Genomic DNA, 24,379 nt, shown 5'->3' with positions numbered 1-24,379 from the left:
CCAGCCGCAAAAAAAAGGCCGGATAATTATCCGGCCTTTTGTTTTATTGCCCTGGCGTTAGTGCACAGTACCTTCCGTTTTGCGCTTCTCTGCGCTCAGGAAGTGGTAGGTAAGCTGGTTTTTTTCTTTATCCAGCGCCACTGACACTGAGCCACCATCCACCAGCGAACCAAACAGCAGTTCATTAGCCAGCGGTTTTTTCAGGCTTTCCTGAACCGTACGCGCCATTGGACGCGCGCCCATCGCCTTATCGTAGCCTTTTTCTGCCAGCCAGTCGCGCGCGTCGTCGCTCACTTCCAGTGAGACGCCTTTCGCATCCAGCTGCGCCTGCAGTTCAACAATAAACTTATCGACTACCTGATGGATGACCTCAGCAGAGAGGTGACGGAACCAGATAATGTTGTCGAGACGGTTGCGGAACTCTGGCGTAAAGATCTTTTTGATCTCTTCCATCGCATCCGTACTGTTATCCTGCTGAATCAGGCCGATTGACTTACGTTCGGTTTCGCGTACGCCGGCGTTAGTGGTCATAACCAGCACCACGTTACGGAAGTCCGCTTTGCGCCCGTTGTTGTCGGTCAGCATACCGTTATCCATAACCTGCAGCAGCAGGTTAAAGACATCCGGGTGCGCTTTCTCAATTTCATCCAGCAGCACCACAGCGTGCGGATGCTTGATCACCGCATCCGTTAACAGACCGCCCTGGTCAAAGCCCACATAGCCAGGAGGTGCGCCAATCAGACGGCTGACCGTATGGCGCTCCATATATTCCGACATATCAAAACGCAGCAGTTCGATACCCAGTGCTTTCGCCAGCTGCACGGTGACTTCTGTTTTACCTACCCCGGTCGGACCGGCGAACAGGAAGGAGCCTACCGGCTTGCGATCCTGACCCAGGCCAGCGCGACTCATTTTAATCGCTTCGGTCAGTGCCTCAATCGCATTATCCTGGCCAAATACCAGCATTTTCAGGCGGTCGCCCAGGTTTTTCAGCGTATCGCGATCGGTGGCCGATACGCTCTGTTCCGGTATACGTGCAATCCGTGCCACAACCGATTCAATATCGGATACGTTAACGGTTTTCTTACGCTTGCTCACCGGCACGAGACGCGCCCGCGCGCCCGCTTCATCGATGACGTCAATGGCTTTATCCGGCAGATGACGATCGTTGATATATTTGACCGCCAGCTCTACCGCGGCACGCACCGCCTTCGCGGTATAACGCACGTCATGATGCGCTTCATATTTCGGCTTCAGTCCGTTGAGGATCTGCACGGTCTCTTCAACCGAAGGCTCAGTAATATCAATTTTCTGGAAGCGGCGCGCCAGTGCGCGATCTTTCTCGAAAATATTGCTGAACTCCTGATAGGTTGTGGAACCCATCACGCGGATTTTACCGCTGGAGAGCAGTGGCTTAATCAGGTTAGCGGCATCCACCTGCCCGCCCGATGCTGCACCGGCACCGATGATGGTGTGGATCTCATCAATAAACAGGATGCTGTTGTTATCCTGCTCCAGCTGTTTGAGCAGCGCTTTAAAGCGCTTTTCAAAATCGCCGCGATATTTGGTGCCCGCCAGCAGAGAGCCGATATCCAGTGAATAGATAGTGCACTCTTTCATCACCTCAGGTACATCACCCTGCACAATACGCCAGGCGAGCCCTTCAGCAATCGCGGTTTTACCTACGCCCGATTCACCCACCAGCAGCGGATTGTTTTTACGCCGGCGGCACAGCACCTGCACGGCGCGCTCCAGCTCTTTTTCACGCCCGATAAGCGGGTCGATACCGCCAACGCGAGCAAGCTGGTTAAGATTGGTGGTGAAGTTCTCCATACGCTCCTCCCCGCCTGCCTGCTCTTCATTGACCGGATTGTCCGCGTTATTCTGCGACTGGCCGGGCTCATCTTTACGTGTGCCGTGAGAGATGAAATTCACCACATCGAGACGGCTGATTTCATGTTTGCGCAGCAGATAAGCCGCCTGCGACTCCTGCTCGCTGAAAATGGCAACCAGGACATTGGCGCCTGCAACTTCACTGCGACCGGAAGATTGAACGTGGAATACCGCCCGCTGCAGCACGCGCTGGAAGCTGAGCGTAGGTTGCGTATCGCGCTCAGCTTCGCCGACCGGCAGCACCGGCGTGGTTTGTTCGATGAAGGCTTCGAGTTCCTGACGCAGAGCCACAATATCCACCGTACAGGCTTCCAGTGCCTCTCTGGCCGACGGGTTACTGAGCAGTGCCAGTAACAGATGTTCGACGGTCATAAACTCGTGACGGTGCTCGCGCGCTCTGGCGAAAGCCATGTTTAAACTGAGTTCCAGTTCTTGATTGAGCATTTGGCACCTCCCCCAATTATCGCTCTGACTGCCTGTTTCCTATATGGAGACAGGTTCAGGCTTTTTCCAGCGTACACAGCAAAGGATGTTGATTCTCTCTGGCATAGTTGTTCACCTGCGCAGCTTTTGTCTCTGCTACTTCAGCGGTGAAAACACCGCAGACTGCCTTTCCATGATAGTGAACTTTCAGCATCAGTTGCGTGGCGCGTTCAATATCATAAGAAAAGAACTTTTGCAGAACGTCAATAACAAATTCCATAGGTGTATAATCGTCATTATTCAGGATGACTTTATACATTGAAGGCGGCTTTAACCCTTCACGTACTTTGTCTTCGGCCAGGTGTTCAAAATTAAGCCAGTCGTTTGTGTTTGCCATAATCGTCCATTGGAATTCTGCGTTGCGGTCATGCATTTTAGCCTGCACTAACCTGAAGTTTAACACGTCTGTCAAGGCGGGTTTGCTATCGCTGCTATCGGTACGAAAAGCAGATGCGCGACCTGTATCACAAAATTCTCAATAGCGTTAACTGCCTCAAATTTTGGTGATTTTCTGCCCATGCATCCGGGCCGATTGCTTGACGATAAGGTCCGTTTCTCTACATTCTACATGCACAAGCTGATTGAGTTTTAAACAACCTCGACTCACAGCTGCGATGACCTCACCTACTTATCAGAATGTCTTGCGAGGGAAGTAAAAGCATGGAGACGGGTACTGTTAAATGGTTCAACAACGCCAAGGGCTTCGGCTTTATTTGTCCGGTTGGCGGTGGCGATGACATCTTTGCGCACTACTCCACCATTCAGATGGAGGGTTACAGAACGCTTAAAGCGGGTCAGCACGTTCAGTTTGATGTTCACGAAGGGCCAAAAGGCAACCATGCCAGTCTGATTGTCCCCTGTGAGGCGTCGCTGCTTTCCTGACCGGCGCAGCGCGCGGTTATTCTGACTACTCCGCCCCTGAAATGCCAGCCGGTAACGCTGGCATTTTACTTTTCATCCTATCCTGCACGTCGCTGTGCCAGCATTTTTATCTGATTAAAAAGCTCTCTGAACAGCGGCGGAATCGCCTGCGGGCCACGCTCCCCGGCCGCCAGCGCCACGGCAATGGCCAGCTCAGGCTTGGAGCTGTGATGGATCGCCTGCGTAATAATACGCCGTGGCGTCATCGCAATGTTTAACGGCAGGTGCGCCATCTGATGATAAACCGCGCGGAATCCGTGCTGATAGAGAAAGTGTTCAATATCAGCGGCCGGAAACTGCGTCAGGTGCACCTCTTCCTTTTCGTGGTCCAGCAGCTGGCTGCGGGTGGTCGCCGCATATTTCTTTCCTGCTTCATCGCCATCGGTCAATACGTGCCAGGCAATTCCCATACGCCGGGCAAACTTCAGCAGCGGCTTCAGGCCAGCCTGGGCAAACTCGATCACCCGGATCCCTTCTGCGGCAAAATGATCGCCCTGCTGTCGCGCCAGCTCGTTGACGATCCACACCTCCGTCTCGCCCTCTACCAGCAGCCAGCAGCGGGCAAACAGCGCGGCGGGTCGATTAACGCGAATATGAAACGCGATGCGGCGATGATCCTCTGCGCTCAGCCCCGCTTCGCCGATACGCCATGCCGCTACGCGGCTCGCTTCGCGCACCAGACGGCAGAGATTTTCCAGCGGCGTCTGGGAAACCAGTTCACCGGAATTAGTGGTAACCAGCCGCTGCAGCGGCAGCAGCGTCAGTAAATTCCAGGTAACCGAAAGCATTATCGGGTGCAGCCGGGTTTCAGGATCTTCGACCAGCAGAACAGGCTGTGCGCCGTCTGGCAGCGCATTGCTGCCCGGCAGCAGTGCCAGCAGCCGCAGCTGCACCTCGCGACGATGCTCTGCATTGGTGCCCGCCAGCAGCCGGTTAAGCGCATCCAGCGCCTGCCAGCCTGCGCTGCCGTCGCGCAGTTCTGGTGCCATTCGCGGGTGACTGACGCCGGGTTGCTGAACGAGGAAATAGTGCGCCATCAGCTGCTGCATGGTCTGTACGCCCTGCAGCAGCACTTCATCGCTCACCGCCCGGCCGCCAGCCGCGCGATTGAGCTGCTGTAACACGCTCTGCAGCGCCTGCAGACCCGGATCCCGGCCCTCGCCGCCCGGTTCATGCGTCCGATGGCGCTGTCCGAACCGCGCGTCGCGTAAACGCAGCACCGGATGGTGCTGCCGCAGCCAGCTTATCGCCGCCGCCGTAGACTCCGCTGCCAGCAGCTGATTACGCGCGTCAATAAAACGCCAGCTGCTTTTTACGCCGTCCGCTTTGCAGGTAGCCCGCAGACTGAAACGCAGATAAGCCCCCTGCTCATCATGCTGCCAGAAAGGCTGCAGCAGGGCATTTTGCGCCTCTGCTTCACGGGCGCGAAAGCGTATCACTATCTGTAGCGTGCGCCAGCGTGCCGCGGGGGCCGCGGCGGGAAAATGGAAATCCTCTTCGCTGAGGGTGGCGTGCGCGCTGGCCGGATCCAGCATGAGTGAGAACGCGTCCAGCAGGCTTGACTTGCCCCAGGCGTTTTCACCTATCAGAAGATTCGTCATTGTAAGCGGCAGCGAGAGCTGGTTAATGCCGCGAAAGCCGCTGATATCAATATGATCCAGAATCATAGGATTATCCTGTACAGAGGTTGCCTGAGCATGATGTACGGTGGCGTATGGGTCAAGGCGCAGATTATCGGCAGACGGTGATTTACAGCGTGCGCTTTTTTGATTAGCGTGGCGTCCTTTTCCCACGGACGGATGTTCGCTATGTATGGTCTGATGATTATTCTGCTGCCGCTGATTGCCGGTTATCTGCTGCATCTGCAGCAGCCGGCACTGCTACGCGCGGTGGCGCGGCTGCTCAGTGCGCTGGTCTATATCATTCTGTTTTTTATGGGCGTAAGCCTGGCATTTCTTGATAATCTCAGCACAAATTTGCTCACCATTTTTTACACCGCTTTTATCTCTGCTCTCTCAGTTCTCGCCTGTTCGCTGCTGGCGTTCTGGCTGCTTGAGCAGCGTCTGCCGTGGCGGCATCAGCATAAAGCGCAGGCGCTGCCGTCGCGTCTCGCGATGGCGCTGGACTCACTCAAGCTGTGCGGCTCGGTGCTGGGCGGGTTTCTGCTCGGACTGACGCAGTGGGCTCCACTGCGCCATGCGGCCACCGTCAGCGAATATGCCCTGATCCTGATGCTGTTTCTGGTGGGCGTTCAGCTGCGCAGCAGCGGCATGACGCTGCGGCAGATTACGCTTAACCGGCGCGGTGCGCTGGTGGCGGCCGTGTCACTGGCTGGCGCACTGGCCGGAGGCGCGCTGGCCGCTGTCTGCCTTGGATTACCGCTAAAAACCGGCCTCGCGCTGGCCAGCGGCTTTGGCTGGTATTCGCTTTCCGGCATTCTGATGACGGACGCGTTCGGTCCGGTTATCGGTAGCGCAGCGTTCTTTAACGATCTGCTGCGTGAGCTGATCACAATTATGCTGATCCCGCTGCTTATTACCCGGCACCGCAGCATGACGCTGGGCCTGAGTGGTGCCACCTCCATGGATTTCACCCTGCCGATTCTGCAGCGCGCCGGCGGCATGGAGATCGTCCCTGCAGCCATCGTACACGGCTTTATTATGAGCCTGCTGGCCCCGGTGCTGATCGCCTTTTTTTCCGCCTGACGGGTCTGCAGCGCACTTTTTCACGGCTGGCGCGCAGCGGCTTCGTCTACGCTTTCTGACTGACATATTTTTGCCATCAGCATAGATGGCCCCTCATCAGAAAGGAGCAAATGATGAAACAAACTGTGGCCGCCCTGCTGGCGCAAACGCTGGAGAGCGCAGGTGTAAAACGTATCTGGGGCGTAACCGGTGATTCGCTTAACGGCCTGAGTGACAGCCTGAATCGCATGGGTACGATTGAATGGATGCCAACGCGACATGAAGAGGTGGCCGCGTTTGCCGCCGGTGCAGAAGCGCAAATCAGCGGCGAGCTGGCGGTCTGCGCCGGCTCCTGTGGTCCCGGTAACCTGCACCTGATTAACGGGCTGTTTGACTGCCATCGTAACAATGTGCCGGTCCTGGCGATTGCCGCGCACATTCCTTCCAGCGAAATTGGCAGCGGCTATTTTCAGGAGACGCATCCGCAGGAGCTGTTTCGCGAATGCAGCCACTACTGTGAGCTGGTCTCTAATCCGGAGCAGCTGCCGCAGGTCCTGGGCATCGCCATGCGCAAAGCGATCCTCAACCGCGGGGTCTCTGTGATTGTCCTGCCGGGTGACGTGGCGCTGCAGCCCGCCCCGAAAAGTGCACGCAGCGAATGGTATCCGCCGCAGCTGCCGCAGGTCGTGCCGGCCGCGGCGGAGCTCGCTACTCTGGCGGAAACGCTTAACGGCGCGGGCAATATTACGCTGATGTGCGGCAGCGGCTGCGCCGGTGCCCATGCTGAAGTTGTCGCCCTGGCAGAACGGCTTAAGGCGCCGGTAGTGCATGCGCTGCGTGGCAAAGAACATATTGAATATGACAACCCGTATGATGTTGGCATGACCGGGCTGATTGGTTTCTCTTCCGGCTATCACGCCATGATGAATGCCGACACCCTGATCCTGCTCGGCACGAAATTTCCCTATCGTGCCTTCTACCCCGCCAGCGCACGCATCATTCAGATTGATATCAACCCCGGCAGCCTGGGGGCGCACAGCCATGTAGATATGCCGCTGGTAGGTGACGTCAAAGCCACGATCCAGGCGCTGCTGCCGCAGCTTGAGGTGCATGACGATCGCCATCATCTCGATCGTGCGCTGGAGCACTACGCTGACGCCCGCAAGAGCCTTGACGATCTGGCAACCGCAAACGATAACCAGGCGATCCACCCCCAGTATCTGGCACAGCAGATCAGCCGCTACGCCGCTGACGACGCCATCTTTACCTGCGATGTCGGCACGCCCACCGTCTGGGCTGCGCGCTATCTGCAGATGAACGGCAAACGGCGCCTGCTGGGCTCGTTTAATCACGGCTCTATGGCCAATGCGATGCCGCAGGCGCTGGGTGCGCAGGCTATCGACAGAGAACGTCAGGTTGTGGCGCTGTGCGGCGACGGTGGCTTCAGTATGCTGATGGGAGACTTTATCTCGGTAGCGCAGCTGAAACTGCCGGTGAAGCTGGTGATTTTTAACAACAGCGTGCTGGGCTTTGTAGCAATGGAGATGAAAGCGGGCGGTTATCTTACTGACGGCACCGACCTGGAAAATCCTGATTTTGCTGCGATTGCCGCCGCCTGCGGTATCAAAGGTATCCGGGTTGAAAAAGCGTCAGATCTCAATGCGGCGCTGGAACAGGCTTTTGCGCATGATGGTCCGGTCCTGGTGGATGTGCATACGGCTAAAGAGGAGCTGTCGATGCCGCCGCAAATCAAAGCGGAGCAGGCAAAAGGCTTCAGTCTCTATATGCTGCGCGCCATCCTTAACGGACGCGGTAATGAGATCACCGAGCTGGCGAAAACCAACTGGCTGCGGTAAAACAAAGCTCCTGCCGGACAGGCGATAATGCGGGCGAACAGCCCGCTTTTTCTTTCAGGAGAGCCACGTGATCGATTTGCGCAGTGATACCGTAACCCGCCCGAGTGCGGCGATGCTGGACGCCATGATGAACGCCGCCACCGGAGATGACGTCTATCGTGACGATCCCACAGTCAATGCACTGGAAGCAGAAGCGGCGGCGATAAGCGGCAAAGAGGCCGCGCTGTTCTTTCCTACCGGCACCCAGGCTAATCTGGTGGCGCTGCTGTGCCACTGCCAGCGCGGCGATGAATATATCGTTGGCCAGCAGGCGCACAACTACAAATATGAAGCGGGGGGCGCAGCGGTGCTGGGCAGTATTCAGCCCCAGCCAATCCTTGCCGCGGAGGATGGCACCCTGCCGCTGGCGGACGTGGCCGCTGCGATTAAGCCGGACGATATTCATTTTGCCCGTACCCGTCTGCTGAGTCTGGAAAATACCCATCACGGCAGAGTACTGCCGCTCGGCTATCTGGAACAGGCGTGGCACTTTACTCGCGAACGCGGGCTGGCGCTGCATATTGACGGCGCACGTATCTTTAATGCCGTGGTGGCACAGCGGGTGACGCTGGCAGAAATTGCACGCTACTGCGATACGCTGACTATCTGCCTTTCAAAGGGGCTGGGCACGCCGGTAGGCTCGCTGCTGTGCGGCGACAGCGCTTATATAGAGCAGGCGCGGCGCTGGCGTAAAATGACCGGTGGCGGTATGCGCCAGGCGGGCATTCTGGCGGCGGCCGGACGCTATGCGCTGCAGCACAACGTGACCCGGCTGCAGGAGGATCATGACAACGCTGCGTGGCTGGCAGAGCAGCTGCGCGCGCTGGGTGTGGAGGTGATAAGCCAGCAGACAAACATGCTGTTTGTGCAGGTTCCGTCCGGGCAGACAGAAGCGCTGCAGCGCTGGATGCACGCCGCCGATATTCTTATCAGCGTGGGCACCCGGACGCGCATGGTGACCCATCTGGATGTGTGCCGCGCCGATCTGCAGCAGGTCATCGCACGCTGGCAGGCGTTTCTGCAGTCAGCAGGCTGACAGCTAGCGCGCCGCGCCATACTGTGCCAGCAGCGCCCGGGCTATTGCCAGCGTCTCTGCGTCAGCAACGCCCCGGTAGTCGCGCGGACGGAAGTGCATCTGAAAGGCCGCAATCAGCCGGCGCTGCATCTCAGACGTTGTCGCGCCCGCCACGTCATAGCCATACTGCTGCAGCACTGCCAGTAGCGGCTGCGGATCCACAACGGTGCTGGCAGATTGCCCCGCCAGATAGCGTGCCACGACAGCCGAATCGGGCCAGGCGCCGCTTCCCTGCGCGGCCATCTGCTGCCAGGGAAAGAGCGGGCCGGGGTCCTGCTTGCGCTGCGGCGCAATATCGCTGTGGCCCACTATGTTTTCGGGCGTAATACCGTAACGCTGCTGCAGATCGTGCAGCAGCGCCGCCAGTACGGTGATTTGATCGGCTGTATAAGGCTGCCACGTTAGCCCGGTCAGCGTACGCTGATAGCCCGCATTGACTATCTCAATCCCTACGGACGTGTCATTAATCCGGGTAGCACCGCGCCAGAAACTGGGTCCGGCATGCCAGGCAAGCTGCTGCTCCGGCACCAGCTGCCAGACTACTCCCCTGCCCGCTTTCTGTGGCGGCTGACGCGGAATAAGGTAGTGTGCACTGACCTGCCGATCGGTCAGGGTTGCCAGCGCAGAGGAGAAATCGTCCGCAGTGTAGTGGATCACCACAACTTTAATGCGCGGTCGCGCGCCCTGCGCCGGATGGGTGGTATCGGCCCAGTAACCCTGACGCGCTTCCATTGAGGAGTGACAGGCGCTGAGCAGCAGCGCCATCGCTGTAACCAGCAGTAAACGCATTAGCGCACGATAACGGCGGTGCCGGAGACGCTGACCATCAGCATACTGCTGTCTTTACCCACGGTTTCGTAATCGATATCGATACCGACTACCGCGTTAGCGCCCAGCGCTTTCGCCTGATCGCCCAGCTCCTTAAACGCAATCTCCCGCGCCTTGCGCAGCTCTTTTTCATAGGCACCTGAGCGGCCCCCTACGATATCGCGGATACCGGCGAAGAAATCGCGAAAAATATTGGCGCCCAAAATCGCCTCGCCGGTCACAACGCCGCAGTATTCAGTAATGCTGTGGCCTTCCAGAGTTGGTGTCGTCGAAAATTTCATGGTTATCTCCTGAAGATGTCGATGGAACCCGCACGCATGGTGCTGAAAAAGCACGACTATACTCTATGCTAAAACCCATGCTTTGCCACAGAACAATAAGGAACCGGAGATGAGAATCAAAGCCCTTGCACTGCTGGCATCAGCAGCAACGCTGCTGAGCGCCTGTACCACCGTAGAGCCGGTTATCAGGGATAATGGCCCACGCAGTGCGTCCTGTATCGATGGCGGGCCGGATAGCGTGGCGCAACAGTTTTATGATTTACGCATGAAGGCTCCTTCAGCAGGCCTGCCTGACCCTGCGCTGCTGGCCAGATATCGCCCTTATCTGAGCGATCATCTTTATCAGACGCTGCTGCAGGCGCGGGAAAAACGCAATCAGCCGGCAGAGTGGCGTCAGGGCGATCTCTTTTCCAGCCTGGCGCAGGGGCCGGATGCTGCTGAGGTTGACAGCGCCTCTTCGATCCCCAATCGCGATGCGCGAAATATCCCGCTACGCGTTACGCTGACACGCGGTGATAAACAGTGGCGCGATGAGGTGCTGATGATCCGCGAAGGCGAGTGCTGGGTGGTGCAGGATGTGCGCTATATGGCAGCGTGGCCGCATGCCGGTGGCGGCTCACTCAGCCAGCTGCTGGAGCAGAAAAAATAGCGCATTTTTTTGTTATCCTGCTCACACATTAGGGTGCCACATCGGTAGAGAGCCTCTGACCGGTGTTAACGTCAGGCGTGAAAGTCGCGCAAACCACGCCTGACGCAGGCCGCACAATTTTCTGCTGCACCGGAGCGGGTAATGCGCTGTTTAATAAATTTTAAGTCACCCGATTTGCATAACTATGCCGGGAACGTTAAGATTTGCGGCACTATTTGCTCTCTATTTTTCCGCGCATGAGTATTCAATTAAACGCTATTAACTGCTTTTACGGTGCCCATCAGGCGCTGTCTGACATCAACCTGGAGTGTCCGCAGGGAGAGACGCTGGTGCTGCTCGGTCCCAGCGGTGCCGGGAAGAGCTCACTCCTGCGCGTACTCAATCTGCTGGAGCTGCCGCGTTCTGGTACGCTGCAGATTGCCGGCAACCAGTTTGACTTTACCAAAACGCCTGCTGACAGCGCGATTCGCGAGCTGCGCCAGAACGTCGGCATGGTATTCCAGCAATATAACCTCTGGCCCCACCTGACGGTTATGCAAAACCTCACTGAGGCTCCCTGCCGGGTGCTGGGCCTGACAAAAGAGGCGGCGCGCGCGCGTGCCGATAAGCTGCTGGAGCGCCTGCGCCTGACGCCTTATGCCGATCGTTTTCCGCTGCACCTCTCCGGTGGTCAGCAGCAGCGCGTGGCGATTGCCCGCGCGCTGATGATGGAGCCGCAGGTGCTGCTGTTCGATGAGCCCACCGCCGCGCTCGATCCGGAAATTACCGCGCAGATCGTGACGATTATTCGTGAACTGGCACAGACGCAGATCACGCAGGTTATTGTGACCCACGAGGTAGAAGTGGCGCGCAAAACCGCCAGCCGCGTGGTCTATATGGAGAATGGTCACATCATTGAACAGGGTGATGCCAGCCGCTTTACACAGCCGCAAACCGATGCGTTTGCACACTATCTTTCGCACTAAGTCAGGATGCTAATAATGAAAAAAGTTGTACTTGCTGCCCTGCTCACCACGCTGAGCCTGAGCGCTTCCGCTGCACAGACGCTGCGTTTCGCTACCGAAGCCTCTTATCCGCCGTTTGAATTCGTTGACGCTGAGAACAAAATCCAGGGATTCGATGTCGATCTCGCTAACGCCCTTTGCAAAGAGATGGATGCGACCTGCACCTTTACTAATCAGGCGTTCGACAGCCTGATCCCCAGCCTGAAATTCCGCCGTTTTGACGCGGTAATGGCCGGTATGGACATCACGCCGGAACGTGAAAAGCAGGTGCTGTTCAGCAAGCCTTACTACGATAACTCTGCCACCTTTATTGCGCAGAAAGGTAAGCTGGCTGATGTTGCTGCCCTTAAAGGCAAGCGCGTCGGCGTACAAAACGGTACCACCCACCAGAAGTTCCTGACTGACAAGCATAGCGATATTACTATCATGCCTTACGACAGCTATCAGAACGCCGTACTGGATCTGAAAAATGGCCGCATCGATGCCGTCTTTGGTGATACCGCCGTGGTCAATGAGTGGCTGAAGCAGAACGCAACGCTGGCACCGCTGGGTGAAAAGGTCACGGATAAAGATTACTTTGGCACCGGCCTGGGCATCGCCGTGCGTCAGGGCAACGCTGAACTGCAGGGTAAGTTCAACGCGGCACTGGATAAGATCAAAGCTGACGGCACCTACAAGACTATCTACAGCAAATGGTTCCAGCAGTAATCTCTGATGAATGAAATGATCTCACTTGCAAGTGCCGCCGGGATAACCGTCGGCCTTGCTGTTTGTGCGCTGATCGCCGGCCTTGTGCTGGCAATGCTGTTTGCTGGCTGGGAGTCGCTGCGCATAAAACCGCTGGCGTGGGTCGGCACCGTGCTGGTCACGCTGATCCGCGGTCTGCCGGAAATCCTGGTCGTCCTTTTTATCTATTTTGGTGCCTCACAGCTGCTGCTGACGCTCTCTGACGGTTTCAGTCTTAATCTGGGCCTGGTGACTATTCCGGTGCAGCTGCAGATTGAGAACTTTGATGTCAGCCCGTTTCTCTGCGGGGTGATTGCGCTGGCTATGCTCTATTCCGCCTATGCATCACAGACGCTGCGCGGTGCGCTGAAAGCAGTACCGGCAGGCCAGTGGGAATCTGGTCAGGCGCTGGGGATGAAAAAGTCTGCCATCTTTTTCCGGCTGATTATGCCGCAAATGTGGCGACATGCGCTGCCGGGCCTCGGCAACCAGTGGCTGGTGCTGCTGAAAGATACGGCGCTGGTGTCGCTGATTAGCGTTAACGACCTGATGCTGCAGACGAAAAGTATCGCTACGCGTACGCAGGAACCTTTTACCTGGTATCTGGTGGCTGCCGCTATCTATCTGTTAATTACGCTCTTCAGTCAGGCGATTTTACGCCGTATTGAACTACACACCACGCGTTTTGAGCGGGGAGCCTGACGCATGCTCGACTATTTACCCGAACTGTTAAAAGGTCTGCATACCAGCTTAACGCTGACGCTGGCCTCACTGGCGGCCGCGCTGCTGCTGTCGCTGCTCTGTACTGTCGTGCTGGCGCTGAAAGTCCCGGTCGCCAGCCTGCTGGTAAGAGGCTATATCACGCTGTTTACCGGTACTCCCCTGCTGGTGCAGATTTTCCTGATCTACTACGGGCCGGGCCAGTTTCCCGCTATTCAGAGCGTACCCTGGCTCTGGCATCTGCTGTCGCAGCCCTGGCTGTGCGCGATGCTGGCGCTTTCGCTCAACAGCGCCGCCTACACCACCCAGCTATTTTATGGTGCGGTACGCGCTATTCCGGCGGGTCAGTGGCAGTCATGCGCCGCGCTCGGCATGAACCGCAAAGATACGCTGCGTATTTTGCTGCCCTATGCGCTTAAGCGCGCCCTCTCCTCCTATTCCAACGAGGTGGTGCTGGTGTTTAAAAGCACCTCGCTGGCCTACACCATTACGCTGATGGAAGTGATGGGCCACGGTCAGATGCTCTACGGACGCACCTATGACGTTACGGTGTATGCGGCGGCGGGTCTGATCTATCTGGTGGTTAACGGCGCTCTGACGCTGCTGATGCGGCTGATAGAGAAACGCGCACTGGTATTTGAGCAGCGCAGCTAATCGCCACCGGAGCGGTTGGTTGTGCGCCGTGCCGGCGTCAGAGCAGCCGCCCATTACAAAGCCTTACTTATCCAAAATAATTGCATAAAAATTCATTCAATGGCATTGTGTCACGCATTCCGCTTCTGGCTTGCTTATGAGAATGACATGATGAAAAAATGGATTATCGCCGCAGCGCTCGCTGCGGTTACTGTGAATGCTTATGCAGCTGAAAAAATACGTTTTGCCGTTTCCGCTACCTATCCGCCGTTTGAATCACTGGATCACGACAATCAGATTGTGGGCTTTGATATCGATCTGGCGAAAGCGCTCTGTGCGAAAATCAAAGCGGAGTGCACGTTCACAAATAATGCGTTTGACAGCCTGATCCCGTCGCTGAAATTCCGCCGTTATGATGCGGTGATTTCCGGTATGGATATTACCGCCGAGCGCAGTAAGCAGGTCGATTTCAGCCAGCCTTACTATGCCAACTCCGCTATCGTCATTGCCCGTAAAGGAGAGTTCAGCGATTTCAGCCAGCTGAAAGGCAAGCGTATCGGCGTAGAGAACGGCACCACTCACCAGAAATATCTGACTGAAAAGCATCCGGACGTGGTAGCGGTCGCGTATGACAGCTATCAGAATGCGATTCTCGACCTGAAAAACGGCCGCCTCAATGGCGTATTTGGCGACAGCGCCGTGGTCAGTCAGTGGCTGAAAGCCAATGAGGATCTCACTACCGTGGGCGAGCACGTGACCGATGCCGGATACTTTGGCAACGGGCTGGGTATTGCCGTGCGTAAGGGTAACAGTGACCTGCTGAATGAGTTCAATACCGCGCTGGCGGCTCTGAAAGCTGACGGCAGCTGGCAGCAGATCAACCAGAAGTGGTTCCCTGAGTAATTTCTCTTCTCAGCGCGTGCTGCGTTATGCAGCACGCGCCCGATCGTTACGCGTCAGCAGACATAACACTTCAAAATGAGCAGTGTGCGGGAACATATCAAACAGCTGCACTTTTTGTATGTTGTAATCACTAAGCCGGGCAATATCCTGCGCCAGGGTGGCAGGATTGCAGCTGGAGTAAAGAATAAAAGCCGGAGCCATGTCGCTTAAATAGTCGCACAGCTCGCTGCCAATGCCGCGGCGCGGCGGATTAACCAGCACCAGCTGCGGGACATCTTCCCGTGAGGTAGCGAAACGGGTGGAATCCAGAGCGGCAAAGTGCACCTTCTCCAGCCCCAGCTGCTGCGCCGATTGCTGCGCACAGGCTATCGCTTCAGAGCTGATTTCAATGCCCGTCAGCGTCATCTCCGGGGTGGCGCAGTGCAGGCCAAATCCACCCACGCCGCAAAAAAGATCCCACATACTGGTCACGTCCAGCTCCGCTACCCAGTCGCGCGCGGTGGCGTAAAGCGCGGCCGCCACCTGCGGGTTGGTCTGGAAAAAGCTTTGCGGACGGATATAAAGCGGTACCTGGTTAAAGCGTTCCGGCAGCGCCTGCTGCGCGGTGAGCGCAATCTCTTCCTCCCCCTCCAGAATCGCCATATGTACCGGCTGAATATTGGCAGAGATCACCTTCAGCTGCGGCAGCTGCTGCTGCAGCCACGGCAGTGCCGCCTGCAGCTGCGGCACCTTACTGGCTGAACGCAGCACAAAACGCAGCATCATGCCGCCCTCGCTGCTTTCTGTCAGCAGCAGAAACTTCAGTTCGCCGCGCCTGCGCGTCACGCTGTAAGGCGTAAGACCGGCACGGGCGATAAAGGGTTTGAGCAGCGCAAACACCGGCGCAAAGCTGGCGGGATAGAGCGGACAGGCGCAGAGATCGACCGGCTCGCCGTCAGGTGCCACCAGACCAAAAACCGGGCGCTCCACGCTGCCGCTGACGACCATTTTGGCCTTATTGCGAAACCCCTGCTCCGCCGACGTCACCGGACGCCGCCAGTCGCTGACCGGCATCGCTGCAAGCAGCTGAGCAAGCCGCGCCTGCTTATCGCTGACCTGCTGCGGATACGGTTTCTCCAGCCACTGACATGAACGGCAGCGGCCAGCGTCATAAAGCGCGCAATGCATGGAACAACCTGTACTCGGAGAAAAAATGGGGGGCGATTGTATCACCGGATGCGGAAAAATGCGCGACTGCTGGCCGGCACAAACAGCAGCAGCACAATCAGCACGTCCGGCAATTTCTGCTGCAGCGTGTGGTGAATAATCTGCAGATTGTTTTCACCCGAAATACTGAATATCTCCGGATAGATCCAGCCCACCGACGCCATCAGCATATAGAACAGCACCACAACCTGGCTGAGCGTATAGCCCCAGCGGCCGCGATTGCTGCCGCGCATCAGGGTAAAAGCACAGCGCAGTTCAAACAGAAAAATCAGCTGGCTGGCGATAAATATCAGGGTGGAGTCCCAGGCCTGTGCGCTGCGGTGCACAAAGTTAGCCATCTCCTCATAGCCCAGCTCGCCAGCCATCATCATCACGCTGAGGCAGCGGGTAATAATAATCGCGATACCGGCAATCGTTACCGGCACCGGCGTTGAGCTCAACACAGCGTTTTTCAGCGTTTCCGACATCACCCAGGCTCCATAAGAAAAGGCTGGCAACGCCAGCCTTGCTTATAGTGGCAAACTCACGGGATTTCAGCCACGTTTTGCTTTCTGAATATCACGCAAACGCTGTTTTTCTTCATGCGCCATAAAGCGCCAGGCGATGAAACCGACCAGCCCGACCACAAACAGAATAATCGACGCCAGCGCGTTGATCTCCGGATTCACCCCGCGTCGTACCGTGGCGAAGATCGCCATCGGCAGCGTGGTCGCTCCCGGACCGGTAACAAAGCTGGCGATCACAAGGTCATCAAGCGACAGCGTAAAGGCCAGCAGCCAGCCGGTTACAATGGCGGGCGCAATCATCGGCACGGTGATCACAAAGAACACCTTCAGCGGCGTGGCGCCCAGATCCATCGCGGCCTCTTCAATAGAGCGATCCAGTTCGCGCAGGCGGGCGTTGATCACTACCGCAACATAAGCGGTACAGAATGTGACGTGCGCCAGCCAGATAGTCAGCATGCCGCGGTCGCCCGGCCAGCCCAGCGTGTTCGCCATCGCCACAAACAGCAGCAGCAGCGACAGACCGGTAATCACGTCAGGCATAACCAGCGGTGCGGTCAGCATAAAGGCGAAACCGCTGTGACCGCGAAAGCGGCCAAAGCGCACAATGATCACCGCCGCCAGGGTACCCAGTATCACGGCCATGGTGGCTGAAAGCCCGGCAATGGTCAGGCTCAGCCCGACGGCATCGAGCATCGCCTCATCCTGAAACAGCACGCGATACCAGTGAAAAGAGAAGCTCTCCCACACCGTGACCAGCTGCGAGCTGTTAAAGGAGTAAACCACCAGCAGCAGCATGGGCGTATAGAGAAACAGAAAGCAGAGCACCAGAATAGCGGTACGCCACGGCGAGCGAATAACCGGTAGCTGATTCATGCTTTCTCTCCCGCAGCGCGATTTTGATGCTTGTGGAACCAGATAATCGGCAGGATCAGGATCAGCAGAATGGTTATCGCCAGCGCGGAGGCCACCGGCCAGTCGCGGTTATTAAAAAACTCCTGCCAGAGAATGCGACCAATCATAATACTGTCCGGGCCGCCCAGCAGTTCCGGGATCACATACTCCCCTACCGCCGGTATGAACACCAGCATCGACCCGGCGATAATGCCGCCTTTGGTCAGCGGCACAATCACGCTGAAAAAGGTTTTCAGCGGACGCGCGCCTAAGTCCAGCGACGCTTCCACCAGCGAATAGTCGATACGCGTCAGCGCGGTATAGATCGGCAGCACCATAAAGGGCAGATAGCAGTAAACAATACCGATATAGACCGCCGTATTGGTGTAGAGGATCACCAGCGGATGATCGATAACGCCAAGCCACAGCAAAAAGCGATTCAGAATGCCGTTATTGTTCAGTAACCCCATCCAGGCGTAAACGCGCACCAGGAATGATGTCCAGGAGGGCAGGATCACCAGCAGCAGCAGTATGGTGCGCATCGACGGCTTGCTGTGCGCAACCGCCCAGGCGAGCGGATAGGCGATAAGCAGGCAAATTACCGTGGAGATCGCCGCCACTTTAAGCGAGGTCAGGTAGGCTTCAGCGTAAAGCGGATCGTCCGTCAGCGTAAAATAGTTGCCGAGGTTCAGCACGACATTCAGCTGGTCATCTGCCCAGGTCACCAGGTCAGTGTAAGGCGGGATGGCGCGGGCGATATCGGCAAAGCTGATTTTAAGCACAATCAGAAACGGCAGCAGGAACAGCAAAATCAGCCACAGGTAAGGCAGCGCAATCACCAGTTTGCGTCCGTGCTGCATCTTCATGCGGGTTGCCCAGCGCTGCAGTGGCGTGCCCGCCAGTACCGGCTGAGGCCGTGGAGAAATCTGACTCATAACCGCCCCCTAGACCGTCAGAACCACACAGCTGTCCGCATCCCAGCAGAGACGCACTTCATCTCCCCAGACGGGCGCACCTTTGCGAAAACGATGCGCGTTCTGCAGCTGCGCGCTGATCATCTGTCCACTGTGCAGGCGCACGTGGTAAATCGACAGATCGCCCAGATAGGCGATATGCGCCACCTCGCCCACGGCAAAGTTGCAGCCGTCAGCCGGTACCGTATCGCACAGCATCACCTTTTCCGGGCGCAGCGCAATGTGGACCGGGACATTGTCGACAATGGAGACATCCGTCTGGACCTTCAGCGGATGCATCAGGCCGGGGCTATCAATCACCACGCCCTCGTCACGCCGCTCGCGCAGCAGCCCCTCAAACACGTTAACCGAGCCGATAAACTCTGCGCTATAGCGGCTGGTAGGATGCTCATAAATCTCTTCCGGCTCACCAATCTGCACAAACTTACCGCGATTCATGATGGCAATACGTCCGGCCATAGTCATCGCCTCTTCCTGATCGTGCGTGACCATGACGCAGGTAGCACCCACGCGCTCCAGAATATCCACCACCTCATGCTGCATGCGATCGCGCAGTTTTTTATCCAGTGCACCCATCGGCTCATCCAGCAGCAGCAGTTTAGGCCGTTTTGCCAGGCTGCGGGCCAGCGCCACGCGCTGACGCTGCCCGCCTGAGAGCTGATGCGGTTTGCGGCTGGCGTACTCCTGCATATGCACCAGCGCCAGCATCTCCGCCACGCGGCTGGCGATTTCTGCTTTGGATAATTTATCCTGCTTCAGGCCAAAGGCGATGTTTTGCTCCACTGTCATATGCGGAAACAGCGCGTAGGACTGAAACATCATATTGATAGGGCGCTGATAGGGCGGCACGTGAGAGAGATCCTGACCATCCAGCACAATCTGGCCGCTGCTGGGGATCTCAAATCCTGCCAGCATGCGCAGCAGCGTCGATTTGCCGCAGCCAGATGCACCCAGCAGGGCAAAGATTTCACCTTTGTAGATAGTCAGGCTGACATCATCTACGGCGTGCTGACCCTCAAACGATTTGGTCAGGTTACGGATCTCCAGCAGCGGCGTTAATGCCTTTGCTGATTTACTCTGGGGACGGGAAATCGCGTCGTTCACTAACATTTCTCCGGCGCTAAGCGGGGTAGCGCGGCACAGCCAGCCGCTGGAATGGCACAGCAGAGGCCCGTACTGCGCCTCTGCTGTGGTTACCGGTCAGGGATATCGTTCAGAACGAATCACTTACCACTTTTTACTTTAGTCCATGCGCGGGTGCGTGCGCGATCCAGTTTCGGATCCTGGACCTTGAGCACAAACAGCTTCGCCATCGCGTCCGGCGTCGGGAAGATGCCCGGATTGTTGCGGACGTCGGCATTAATCAGCGGCAGCGACGCTTTATTGCCGTTGGCATAATTGATTTTGTTGGATACCTCAGCGATCACTTTCGGCTCCATGATGTAGTTCAGCCACTGATAGGCAGTATCCATATTTTTCGCATCTTTCGGGATCGCCATCATGTCAAAGAACGCCAGGGCGCCCTCTTTCGGCACGCTATAGCCCAGGTGAACGCCGTTATTTGCTTTTTCAGCGCGATCTTTCGCCTGCAGAATATCGCCAGACCAGCCTATCGCCACGCAGGTGTTACCATTCGCCAGGTCGTTGATATATTGCGACGAGTGGAAATAGCGAATATTTGGCCGCAGTTTCATCAGCAGATCGGTCGCCGCTCCGGTGTAATCTTTGGCGTCAGCGCTGTTGGGATCTTTGCCAAGATAGTTCAGCACCGTGGCGAAGATCTCTTCCGGCGCGTCCAGGAAAGAGACACCGCAGCTTTTCAGTTTTTCAAGGTTTTCCGGTTTCAGCACCAGATCCCAGCTGTTAACCGGCGCGTCCGCACCGAGCGCGGCTTTGACTTTCTCAACGTTATAACCGATGCCGGTGGTGCCCCACAGATAAGGAATCGCGTATTTATTGCCAGGATCGTGCTGTGCCACTTTGGCCATCAGGTCCGGATCGAGGTTTTTGTAGTTCGGCAGTTTACTTTTGTCGAGTTCCTGAAACACGCCCGACTGCAGCTGGCGCGCCAGAAAACTGGATGAGGGCACCACAACATCATAGCCGGTGCTGCCCGCCATCAGTTTGCCTTCCAGCACTTCATTGGAGTCAAAGACGTCATACACAACTTTGATGCCGGTCTGCTTTTCAAAGTTGGGCACCGTATCGGCCGCAATATAATCGGACCAGTTATAGACGTGCAGCGTTTTATCTTCTGCCTGAGCAGCAACAGCTGATGCCATTACCACACCAGCCACTGCGGCTGGCAACCATTTTTTTGTCTGGTTGTTCATCTGTTATTTTCTCCTGAACGGGTCAATAAACGCTGCATACAGCCGATCCGATGATTTCCTGTCTGAAAATAGCCAGACATACAATGAATCACTCTTCAGCGGACGTTAAATAGTAAATACCTATAGCCAGTCTCGGGAGAGTGAGCCAGCAACCTGCAAATGGGTAGCTATGCAGATGCGTAACGGCGGGCCTTCCCTGAAATCAGTATAGCGCTGCTGAGCGGTAGCCTGTCCGGCACAGCTTCGCAAGAATAGCCCCCCTGATCTCTGCGCACCAGACCCCAGCGTAAAAAACGCCTTTTTACGATATTTTATGCACTTTTGTGCTATGTGGTCTGGCAGTTACGGCATAAAGCATGACTAAAATCTGGCGGGAGCGGGCAAATAACAGAATAAAAAATGGCAGGAGAAAATCAGAAAGAAAACTGGGTAATGACTCCAACTTACTGATAGTGTTTTATGTTCAGATAATGCCCGATGACCTTGTCATGCAGCTCCACCGATTTTGAGAACGACAGTGACTTCCGTCCCAGCCTTGCCAGATGTTGTCTCAGATTCAGGTTATGCCGCTCAATTCGCTGAGTGTAACGCTTGCTGATTACGTGCAGCTTTCCCTTCAGGCGGGATTCATACAGCGGCCAGCCATCCGTCATCCATACCACGACCTCAAAGGCCGACAGCAGGCTCAGAAGACGCTCCAGTGTGGCCAGAGTGCGTTCACCGAAGACGTGCGCCACAACCGTCCTCCGTATCCTGTCATACGCGTAAAACAGCCAGCGCTGACGTGATTTAGCACCGACGTAGCCCCACTGTTCGTCCATTTCAGCGCAGACAATCACATCACTGCCCGGCTGTATGCGCGAGGTTACCGACTGCGGCCTGAGTTTTTTAAGTGACGTAAAATCGTGTTGAGGCCAACGCCCATAATGCGGGCGGTTGCCCGGCATCCAACACCATTCATGGCCATATCAATGATTTTCTGGTGCGTACCGGGTTGAGAAGCGGTGTAAGTGAACTGCAGTTGCCATGTTTTACGGCAGTGAGAGCAGAGATAGCGCTGATGTCCGGCAGTGCTTTTGCCGTTACGCACCACCCCGTCAGTAGCTGAACAGGAGGGACAGCTGATAGAAACAGAAGCCACGGGAGCACCTCAAAAACACCATCATACACTAAATCAGTAAGTTGGCAGCATCACCGAAAACTGCCGCAGTCTGCGGCAGTGAATATAAAGCGGAATTAGTGTAAAACCCCTGAACTGCTGACCCCGGAAGGACGCTCCTCCTCCTCACCCATCATCAGCAGGTGATTGGCAAAGGCTTCCATAATCACCATAGAAACCCCCTCTTCACTCTGCTTCATAAAGTGCGTGAACTGACTGAAGGTGATGCCGGCGGTAACACTCAGGGACTGACAGACAATCAGCTTGGGCAGATTATCATCCTGAATATCGATAAAAGCTTTGATGGTCAGCGAGCTGGCATTAATTTGCGACAGATCGCCGACCAGCGGAATAAGCGCTGTGGGTTTAACTTCAGCCAGCGCAGAAAACAGAATAACGTTATCCACCAGGTCAATTTTTGCGTCAAACACCCCGTCAAAATTCTGCATGTGCGGCAGATGTAATGCCTGGCAGGCATCACATTCGAACCAGGTGATATTTTGTTGATCCAGCCAGCGACGCAGCATGTCGATGTCAGGAACGACCAGTGAATCCATCGCTATTTCCTGTGGGGTGAATAAATAAGCGCCTTAGCTTACGGAAAAATGGGGTCAGATGCCACGAAAACCACCGGAAAACGTTATCTAGCCACCGGTTTTAGGACGATAGCCGGGGCAGGCGTGCTGCTCAATCCAGTCGATCATCATAGTGGCAATATCCAGGCCCGTGCAGCCCTCAATACCTTCCAGACCGGGTGAGGCGTTGACCTCCATGACCAGCGGACCGCGGCCGGCACGCAGAATATCGACACCCGCCACGGCCAGCCCCAGCGTTGCTGCGGCTTTAATGGCGATGTCACGCTCCCGGTCGCTGATAGTAACAGGGTGCGCGGTGCCGCCACGATGCAGATTTGAGCGGAATTCCCCCTCTTTTGCCTCACGCCCGATGGCAGCCACCACGCGATCGCCAATAACCAGACAGCGAATATCGCGGCCCCGCGCTTCTTTAATAAACTCCTGCACCAGAATATGCGCATTGAGACCGCGAAACGCATCAATCACGCTTTCGGCGGCCTGACGCGTCTCTGCCAGCACGACGCCAATCCCCTGGGTGCCTTCCACCAGCTTAACCACCAGCGGCGCCCCGCCCACCATGCGGATCAGATCGCCGGTATCATCCGGCGAGGAAGCGATACCGGTCACCGGCATATCAATGCCCTCGCGCGCCAGCAGCTGCAGCGAGCGCAGCTTGTCGCGGGCGCGGGTGATCGCCACCGATTCATTGAGCGGGTAGCTGCCAAGCAGCTCAAACTGGCGCAGGACCGCGGTGCCATAAAAAGTTGTGGCCGTGCCGATACGCGGGATCACCGCATCAAAATGACTGAGTATCTCACCCTGATAATGCACGGCTGGCAGCGCTGCGTTGATATTCATGTAGCAGGAGAGCGGATCGATCATCGCAATCTGATGCCCGCGTGCCTCAGCGGCTGCGCGCAGCCGCTGACTGGAGTAAAGCGTGCTGTCGCGGGTAAGAAGCGCCATTTTCATGCGGCAGTCCTCCTGTCTTAACGCGTCGCCCAGCCCTGACTATGCAGATAGTCGAGCATAAACGGACGCGTCTCTTTAACGATCAGGCGCTGGATGAGATCACTCCAGGTTTCGGAACGCTGGTTGCTGTCGCGCTGCTGATAGTACTCCGTGATTTGCTGGTCATACTCTGCCAGCACTGTTTTATCTACCTGATGATAGCTGTTTTCATGGACCAGCATCGCCTGCGGCATACGGGGTTTCACATCCGGAGAGGCTGACGGATAGCCGATACAGAAGCCAAACAGCGGCAGCACAAATTTTGGCAGCTCCAGCAGCGCGGTCACGTCCGCAATGTTATTGCGGATCCCGCCGATAAAAACGCCACCCAGCCCAAGCGACTCGGCGGCCACCATCGCATTTTGCGCCATTAGCGCGGTATCCACACAGCCCAGCAGCAGCTGTTCAGCACGACCCAGCTGAGCATCCGGGCAGATTTGCAGATGGCGGTTAAAATCGGCGCAGAAGACCCAAAACTCCGGTGCATCCGTTACCCAGGACTGGCCGCCCGCCAGCTCCGCCAGCGCGCGGCGCTTTTCGCGATCGGTGATGCGTACGATGGATGAGCACTGCAGAAAACTGGAGGTAGAAGCCGCCTGCGCTGCAGCAATAATCGCGCGGCGCTGAGCGTCATCAATACCCTGCTCAGTAAAAGCACGAATGGAACGGTGGCTGCATAGCAGATCGATTGTCGGCGTCATTATGTTCTCCGGTTATTTCCTGGTGTGAGTATGATCAAAAAGGTGCGGGGCCATGACTTTGGCGGTACGCCACATAATCAGCCATGCCGCAGGCAGCATCAGCGCAATGCCCAGCAAAAAAAGTAGCGTAGCCAGCGGCTTTTGCCCAATCGCGGCAGGCGCTGGCAGCCAGTTATTCATCAGCAAAAGCGCGCCGGCTACTGCGCAGGCGCCCAGCGCCTCAAGCAGCAACACGGGTTTTGGCAATCTTGCAAAGTTACGCATCGTGATACCTCTGCTGTTTGCGGGTCTGGTTCGGCGTATCGCTGCTGCCAGCATAGCCCGTCAG

Annotated in this window: 26 protein-coding genes; 10 read left to right on the top strand and 16 right to left on the bottom strand. The window is 56.5% G+C overall.

Features of this window, described 5'->3' with window-relative positions:
* Positions 1-57: 57 nt before the first annotated feature.
* Complete coding sequence (gene clpA / locus LAC65_RS05365; RefSeq protein WP_039383524.1) at positions 58-2,337, bottom strand: ATP-dependent Clp protease ATP-binding subunit ClpA; 2,280 nt, start codon at positions 2,335-2,337, stop codon at positions 58-60.
* A 55-nt stretch (positions 2,338-2,392) separates the two neighbouring features.
* On the bottom strand, positions 2,393-2,713 hold the full coding sequence (gene clpS / locus LAC65_RS05360; RefSeq protein ID WP_039385772.1) for an ATP-dependent Clp protease adapter ClpS: 321 nt from the start codon (positions 2,711-2,713) through the stop codon (positions 2,393-2,395).
* Positions 2,714-3,036: 323 nt separating this feature from the next.
* On the opposite strand from clpS, the gene cspD reads away from it, so the two are divergent.
* A complete protein-coding gene (cspD, locus tag LAC65_RS05355; RefSeq protein WP_150017236.1) occupies positions 3,037-3,258 on the top strand; it encodes a cold shock-like protein CspD in 222 nt (73 codons plus the stop codon).
* Between the two features lie 77 nt (positions 3,259-3,335).
* On the opposite strand, the gene LAC65_RS05350 is transcribed toward cspD, so the two are convergent.
* Complete coding sequence (locus LAC65_RS05350) at positions 3,336-4,964, bottom strand: ATP-dependent nuclease (protein ID WP_224144845.1); 1,629 nt, start codon at positions 4,962-4,964, stop codon at positions 3,336-3,338.
* Positions 4,965-5,105: 141 nt separating this feature from the next.
* Here LAC65_RS05350 and LAC65_RS05345 point away from each other — a divergent pair, with 141 nt between their 5' ends.
* The 3 genes from LAC65_RS05345 (at position 5,106) to ltaE (ending at position 8,912) form a co-directional block, all read left to right on the top strand.
* Positions 5,106-6,002, top strand: a complete 897-nt coding sequence (locus tag LAC65_RS05345; RefSeq protein WP_039383517.1) for a LysO family transporter — start codon at positions 5,106-5,108, stop codon at positions 6,000-6,002.
* 113 nt (positions 6,003-6,115) lie between these two features.
* Positions 6,116-7,837: a ubiquinone-dependent pyruvate dehydrogenase gene (poxB, locus tag LAC65_RS05340; RefSeq protein ID WP_039383515.1), complete on the top strand. Its 1,722-nt coding sequence runs from the start codon at positions 6,116-6,118 to the stop codon at positions 7,835-7,837.
* A 67-nt stretch (positions 7,838-7,904) separates the two neighbouring features.
* Entirely contained in the window at positions 7,905-8,912 is a 1,008-nt protein-coding gene (gene ltaE, locus LAC65_RS05335; protein ID WP_039383512.1) for a low-specificity L-threonine aldolase, read from the top strand.
* Between the two features lie 3 nt (positions 8,913-8,915).
* Here ltaE and LAC65_RS05330 read toward each other — a convergent pair whose 3' ends face one another.
* A complete protein-coding gene (locus LAC65_RS05330) occupies positions 8,916-9,740 on the bottom strand; it encodes an N-acetylmuramoyl-L-alanine amidase (protein WP_039383509.1) in 825 nt (274 codons plus the stop codon).
* Positions 9,740-10,060, bottom strand: a complete 321-nt coding sequence (locus LAC65_RS05325) for a heavy metal-binding domain-containing protein (protein ID WP_039383506.1) — start codon at positions 10,058-10,060, stop codon at positions 9,740-9,742. The genes LAC65_RS05330 and LAC65_RS05325 overlap by 1 nt, the downstream gene beginning before the upstream one ends.
* 109 nt (positions 10,061-10,169) lie before the next feature.
* Between LAC65_RS05325 and LAC65_RS05320 the strand changes: the two genes are divergently transcribed.
* The 6 genes from LAC65_RS05320 (at position 10,170) to artJ (LAC65_RS05295) (ending at position 14,695) form a co-directional block, all read left to right on the top strand.
* On the top strand, positions 10,170-10,709 hold the full coding sequence (locus LAC65_RS05320; protein ID WP_039383504.1) for a lipoprotein: 540 nt from the start codon (positions 10,170-10,172) through the stop codon (positions 10,707-10,709).
* 236 nt (positions 10,710-10,945) lie between these two features.
* A complete protein-coding gene (gene artP / locus LAC65_RS05315) occupies positions 10,946-11,674 on the top strand; it encodes an arginine ABC transporter ATP-binding protein ArtP (protein ID WP_039383501.1) in 729 nt (242 codons plus the stop codon).
* 15 nt (positions 11,675-11,689) lie between these two features.
* The gene (gene artJ, locus LAC65_RS05310; protein ID WP_039383498.1) at positions 11,690-12,421 is read left to right on the top strand and encodes an arginine ABC transporter substrate-binding protein; all 732 of its coding nucleotides are present in this window, start codon (positions 11,690-11,692) and stop codon (positions 12,419-12,421) included.
* Positions 12,422-12,427: 6 nt separating this feature from the next.
* Positions 12,428-13,141, top strand: a complete 714-nt coding sequence (artQ, locus tag LAC65_RS05305) for an arginine ABC transporter permease ArtQ (protein WP_039383497.1) — start codon at positions 12,428-12,430, stop codon at positions 13,139-13,141.
* A 3-nt stretch (positions 13,142-13,144) separates the two neighbouring features.
* Positions 13,145-13,813, top strand: coding sequence for an arginine ABC transporter permease ArtM (gene artM / locus LAC65_RS05300; RefSeq protein WP_039383496.1), 669 nt, complete (start codon positions 13,145-13,147; stop codon positions 13,811-13,813).
* 150 nt (positions 13,814-13,963) lie between these two features.
* Entirely contained in the window at positions 13,964-14,695 is a 732-nt protein-coding gene (artJ, locus tag LAC65_RS05295) for an arginine ABC transporter substrate-binding protein (protein WP_039383495.1), read from the top strand.
* Positions 14,696-14,719: 24 nt separating this feature from the next.
* On the opposite strand, the gene rlmC is transcribed toward artJ (LAC65_RS05295), so the two are convergent.
* The 11 genes from rlmC to LAC65_RS05240 all read right to left on the bottom strand — a co-directional run bounded on the left by rlmC (position 14,720) and on the right by LAC65_RS05240 (position 24,315).
* On the bottom strand, positions 14,720-15,862 hold the full coding sequence (gene rlmC, locus LAC65_RS05290) for a 23S rRNA (uracil(747)-C(5))-methyltransferase RlmC (RefSeq protein ID WP_145339172.1): 1,143 nt from the start codon (positions 15,860-15,862) through the stop codon (positions 14,720-14,722).
* 41 nt (positions 15,863-15,903) lie between these two features.
* Entirely contained in the window at positions 15,904-16,368 is a 465-nt protein-coding gene (locus tag LAC65_RS05285) for a YbjO family protein (RefSeq protein ID WP_039383491.1), read from the bottom strand.
* Between the two features lie 66 nt (positions 16,369-16,434).
* The gene (gene potI / locus LAC65_RS05280) at positions 16,435-17,280 is read right to left on the bottom strand and encodes a putrescine ABC transporter permease PotI (protein ID WP_039383488.1); all 846 of its coding nucleotides are present in this window, start codon (positions 17,278-17,280) and stop codon (positions 16,435-16,437) included.
* The gene (gene potH, locus LAC65_RS05275) at positions 17,277-18,233 is read right to left on the bottom strand and encodes a putrescine ABC transporter permease PotH (RefSeq protein WP_039383485.1); all 957 of its coding nucleotides are present in this window, start codon (positions 18,231-18,233) and stop codon (positions 17,277-17,279) included. Before potH ends, potI begins: the two co-directional genes overlap by 4 nt.
* 9 nt (positions 18,234-18,242) lie before the next feature.
* Positions 18,243-19,376, bottom strand: a complete 1,134-nt coding sequence (gene potG, locus LAC65_RS05270) for a putrescine ABC transporter ATP-binding subunit PotG (protein ID WP_148310066.1) — start codon at positions 19,374-19,376, stop codon at positions 18,243-18,245.
* 119 nt (positions 19,377-19,495) lie between these two features.
* Positions 19,496-20,605 carry a spermidine/putrescine ABC transporter substrate-binding protein PotF gene (potF, locus tag LAC65_RS05265; RefSeq protein WP_039383482.1) on the bottom strand — a complete coding sequence of 370 codons (1,110 nt, stop codon included), beginning with the start codon at positions 20,603-20,605 and terminating at the stop codon, positions 19,496-19,498.
* Between the two features lie 443 nt (positions 20,606-21,048).
* Positions 21,049-21,746 (bottom strand): IS1 family transposase gene (locus LAC65_RS05260; RefSeq protein ID WP_223429336.1). Its coding sequence is split into 2 segments (ribosomal slippage): positions 21,049-21,497 and positions 21,497-21,746, totalling 699 coding nucleotides; the frame shifts between segments, so codons are not numbered across the junction.
* Positions 21,747-21,841: 95 nt separating this feature from the next.
* Positions 21,842-22,321 carry a type III secretion system chaperone family protein gene (locus LAC65_RS05255; protein ID WP_039383479.1) on the bottom strand — a complete coding sequence of 160 codons (480 nt, stop codon included), beginning with the start codon at positions 22,319-22,321 and terminating at the stop codon, positions 21,842-21,844.
* 87 nt (positions 22,322-22,408) lie between these two features.
* Entirely contained in the window at positions 22,409-23,311 is a 903-nt protein-coding gene (gene rimK, locus LAC65_RS05250; RefSeq protein WP_203025476.1) for a 30S ribosomal protein S6--L-glutamate ligase, read from the bottom strand.
* A 17-nt stretch (positions 23,312-23,328) separates the two neighbouring features.
* Positions 23,329-24,051, bottom strand: coding sequence for an oxygen-insensitive NADPH nitroreductase (nfsA, locus tag LAC65_RS05245; protein WP_039383474.1), 723 nt, complete (start codon positions 24,049-24,051; stop codon positions 23,329-23,331).
* 12 nt (positions 24,052-24,063) lie between these two features.
* A complete protein-coding gene (locus LAC65_RS05240) occupies positions 24,064-24,315 on the bottom strand; it encodes a DUF1418 family protein (RefSeq protein ID WP_039383472.1) in 252 nt (83 codons plus the stop codon).
* Positions 24,316-24,379: the final 64 nt, after the last annotated feature.

Source organism: Pantoea eucrina (genome assembly GCF_020079945.1).
GTDB lineage: Bacteria > Pseudomonadota > Gammaproteobacteria > Enterobacterales > Enterobacteriaceae > Pantoea > Pantoea eucrina.
Note: the sequence above shows the minus strand (reverse complement) of the source record. Positions and strands in the feature narration are given on the sequence as shown.

Coding starts and splice junctions, on each gene's coding strand:
- clpS (WP_039385772.1), bottom strand. CDS start 2,713: ATGGCAAACACAAACGACTGGCTTAATTTTGAACACCTGGCCGAAGAC.
- potI (WP_039383488.1), bottom strand. CDS start 17,280: ATGAATCAGCTACCGGTTATTCGCTCGCCGTGGCGTACCGCTATTCTG.
- potH (WP_039383485.1), bottom strand. CDS start 18,233: ATGAGTCAGATTTCTCCACGGCCTCAGCCGGTACTGGCGGGCACGCCA.
- rlmC (WP_145339172.1), bottom strand. CDS start 15,862: ATGCATTGCGCGCTTTATGACGCTGGCCGCTGCCGTTCATGTCAGTGG.
- artM (WP_039383496.1), top strand. CDS start 13,145: ATGCTCGACTATTTACCCGAACTGTTAAAAGGTCTGCATACCAGCTTA.
- artQ (WP_039383497.1), top strand. CDS start 12,428: ATGAATGAAATGATCTCACTTGCAAGTGCCGCCGGGATAACCGTCGGC.
- LAC65_RS05240 (WP_039383472.1), bottom strand. CDS start 24,315: ATGCGTAACTTTGCAAGATTGCCAAAACCCGTGTTGCTGCTTGAGGCG.
- nfsA (WP_039383474.1), bottom strand. CDS start 24,051: ATGACGCCGACAATCGATCTGCTATGCAGCCACCGTTCCATTCGTGCT.
- rimK (WP_203025476.1), bottom strand. CDS start 23,311: ATGAAAATGGCGCTTCTTACCCGCGACAGCACGCTTTACTCCAGTCAG.
- poxB (WP_039383515.1), top strand. CDS start 6,116: ATGAAACAAACTGTGGCCGCCCTGCTGGCGCAAACGCTGGAGAGCGCA.
- artJ (WP_039383498.1), top strand. CDS start 11,690: ATGAAAAAAGTTGTACTTGCTGCCCTGCTCACCACGCTGAGCCTGAGC.
- LAC65_RS05325 (WP_039383506.1), bottom strand. CDS start 10,060: ATGAAATTTTCGACGACACCAACTCTGGAAGGCCACAGCATTACTGAA.
- clpA (WP_039383524.1), bottom strand. CDS start 2,337: ATGCTCAATCAAGAACTGGAACTCAGTTTAAACATGGCTTTCGCCAGA.
- LAC65_RS05285 (WP_039383491.1), bottom strand. CDS start 16,368: ATGTCGGAAACGCTGAAAAACGCTGTGTTGAGCTCAACGCCGGTGCCG.
- LAC65_RS05350 (WP_224144845.1), bottom strand. CDS start 4,964: ATGATTCTGGATCATATTGATATCAGCGGCTTTCGCGGCATTAACCAG.
- LAC65_RS05330 (WP_039383509.1), bottom strand. CDS start 9,740: ATGCGTTTACTGCTGGTTACAGCGATGGCGCTGCTGCTCAGCGCCTGT.
- cspD (WP_150017236.1), top strand. CDS start 3,037: ATGGAGACGGGTACTGTTAAATGGTTCAACAACGCCAAGGGCTTCGGC.
- artJ (WP_039383495.1), top strand. CDS start 13,964: ATGAAAAAATGGATTATCGCCGCAGCGCTCGCTGCGGTTACTGTGAAT.
- potF (WP_039383482.1), bottom strand. CDS start 20,605: ATGAACAACCAGACAAAAAAATGGTTGCCAGCCGCAGTGGCTGGTGTG.
- LAC65_RS05320 (WP_039383504.1), top strand. CDS start 10,170: ATGAGAATCAAAGCCCTTGCACTGCTGGCATCAGCAGCAACGCTGCTG.
- LAC65_RS05255 (WP_039383479.1), bottom strand. CDS start 22,321: ATGGATTCACTGGTCGTTCCTGACATCGACATGCTGCGTCGCTGGCTG.
- artP (WP_039383501.1), top strand. CDS start 10,946: ATGAGTATTCAATTAAACGCTATTAACTGCTTTTACGGTGCCCATCAG.
- LAC65_RS05345 (WP_039383517.1), top strand. CDS start 5,106: ATGTATGGTCTGATGATTATTCTGCTGCCGCTGATTGCCGGTTATCTG.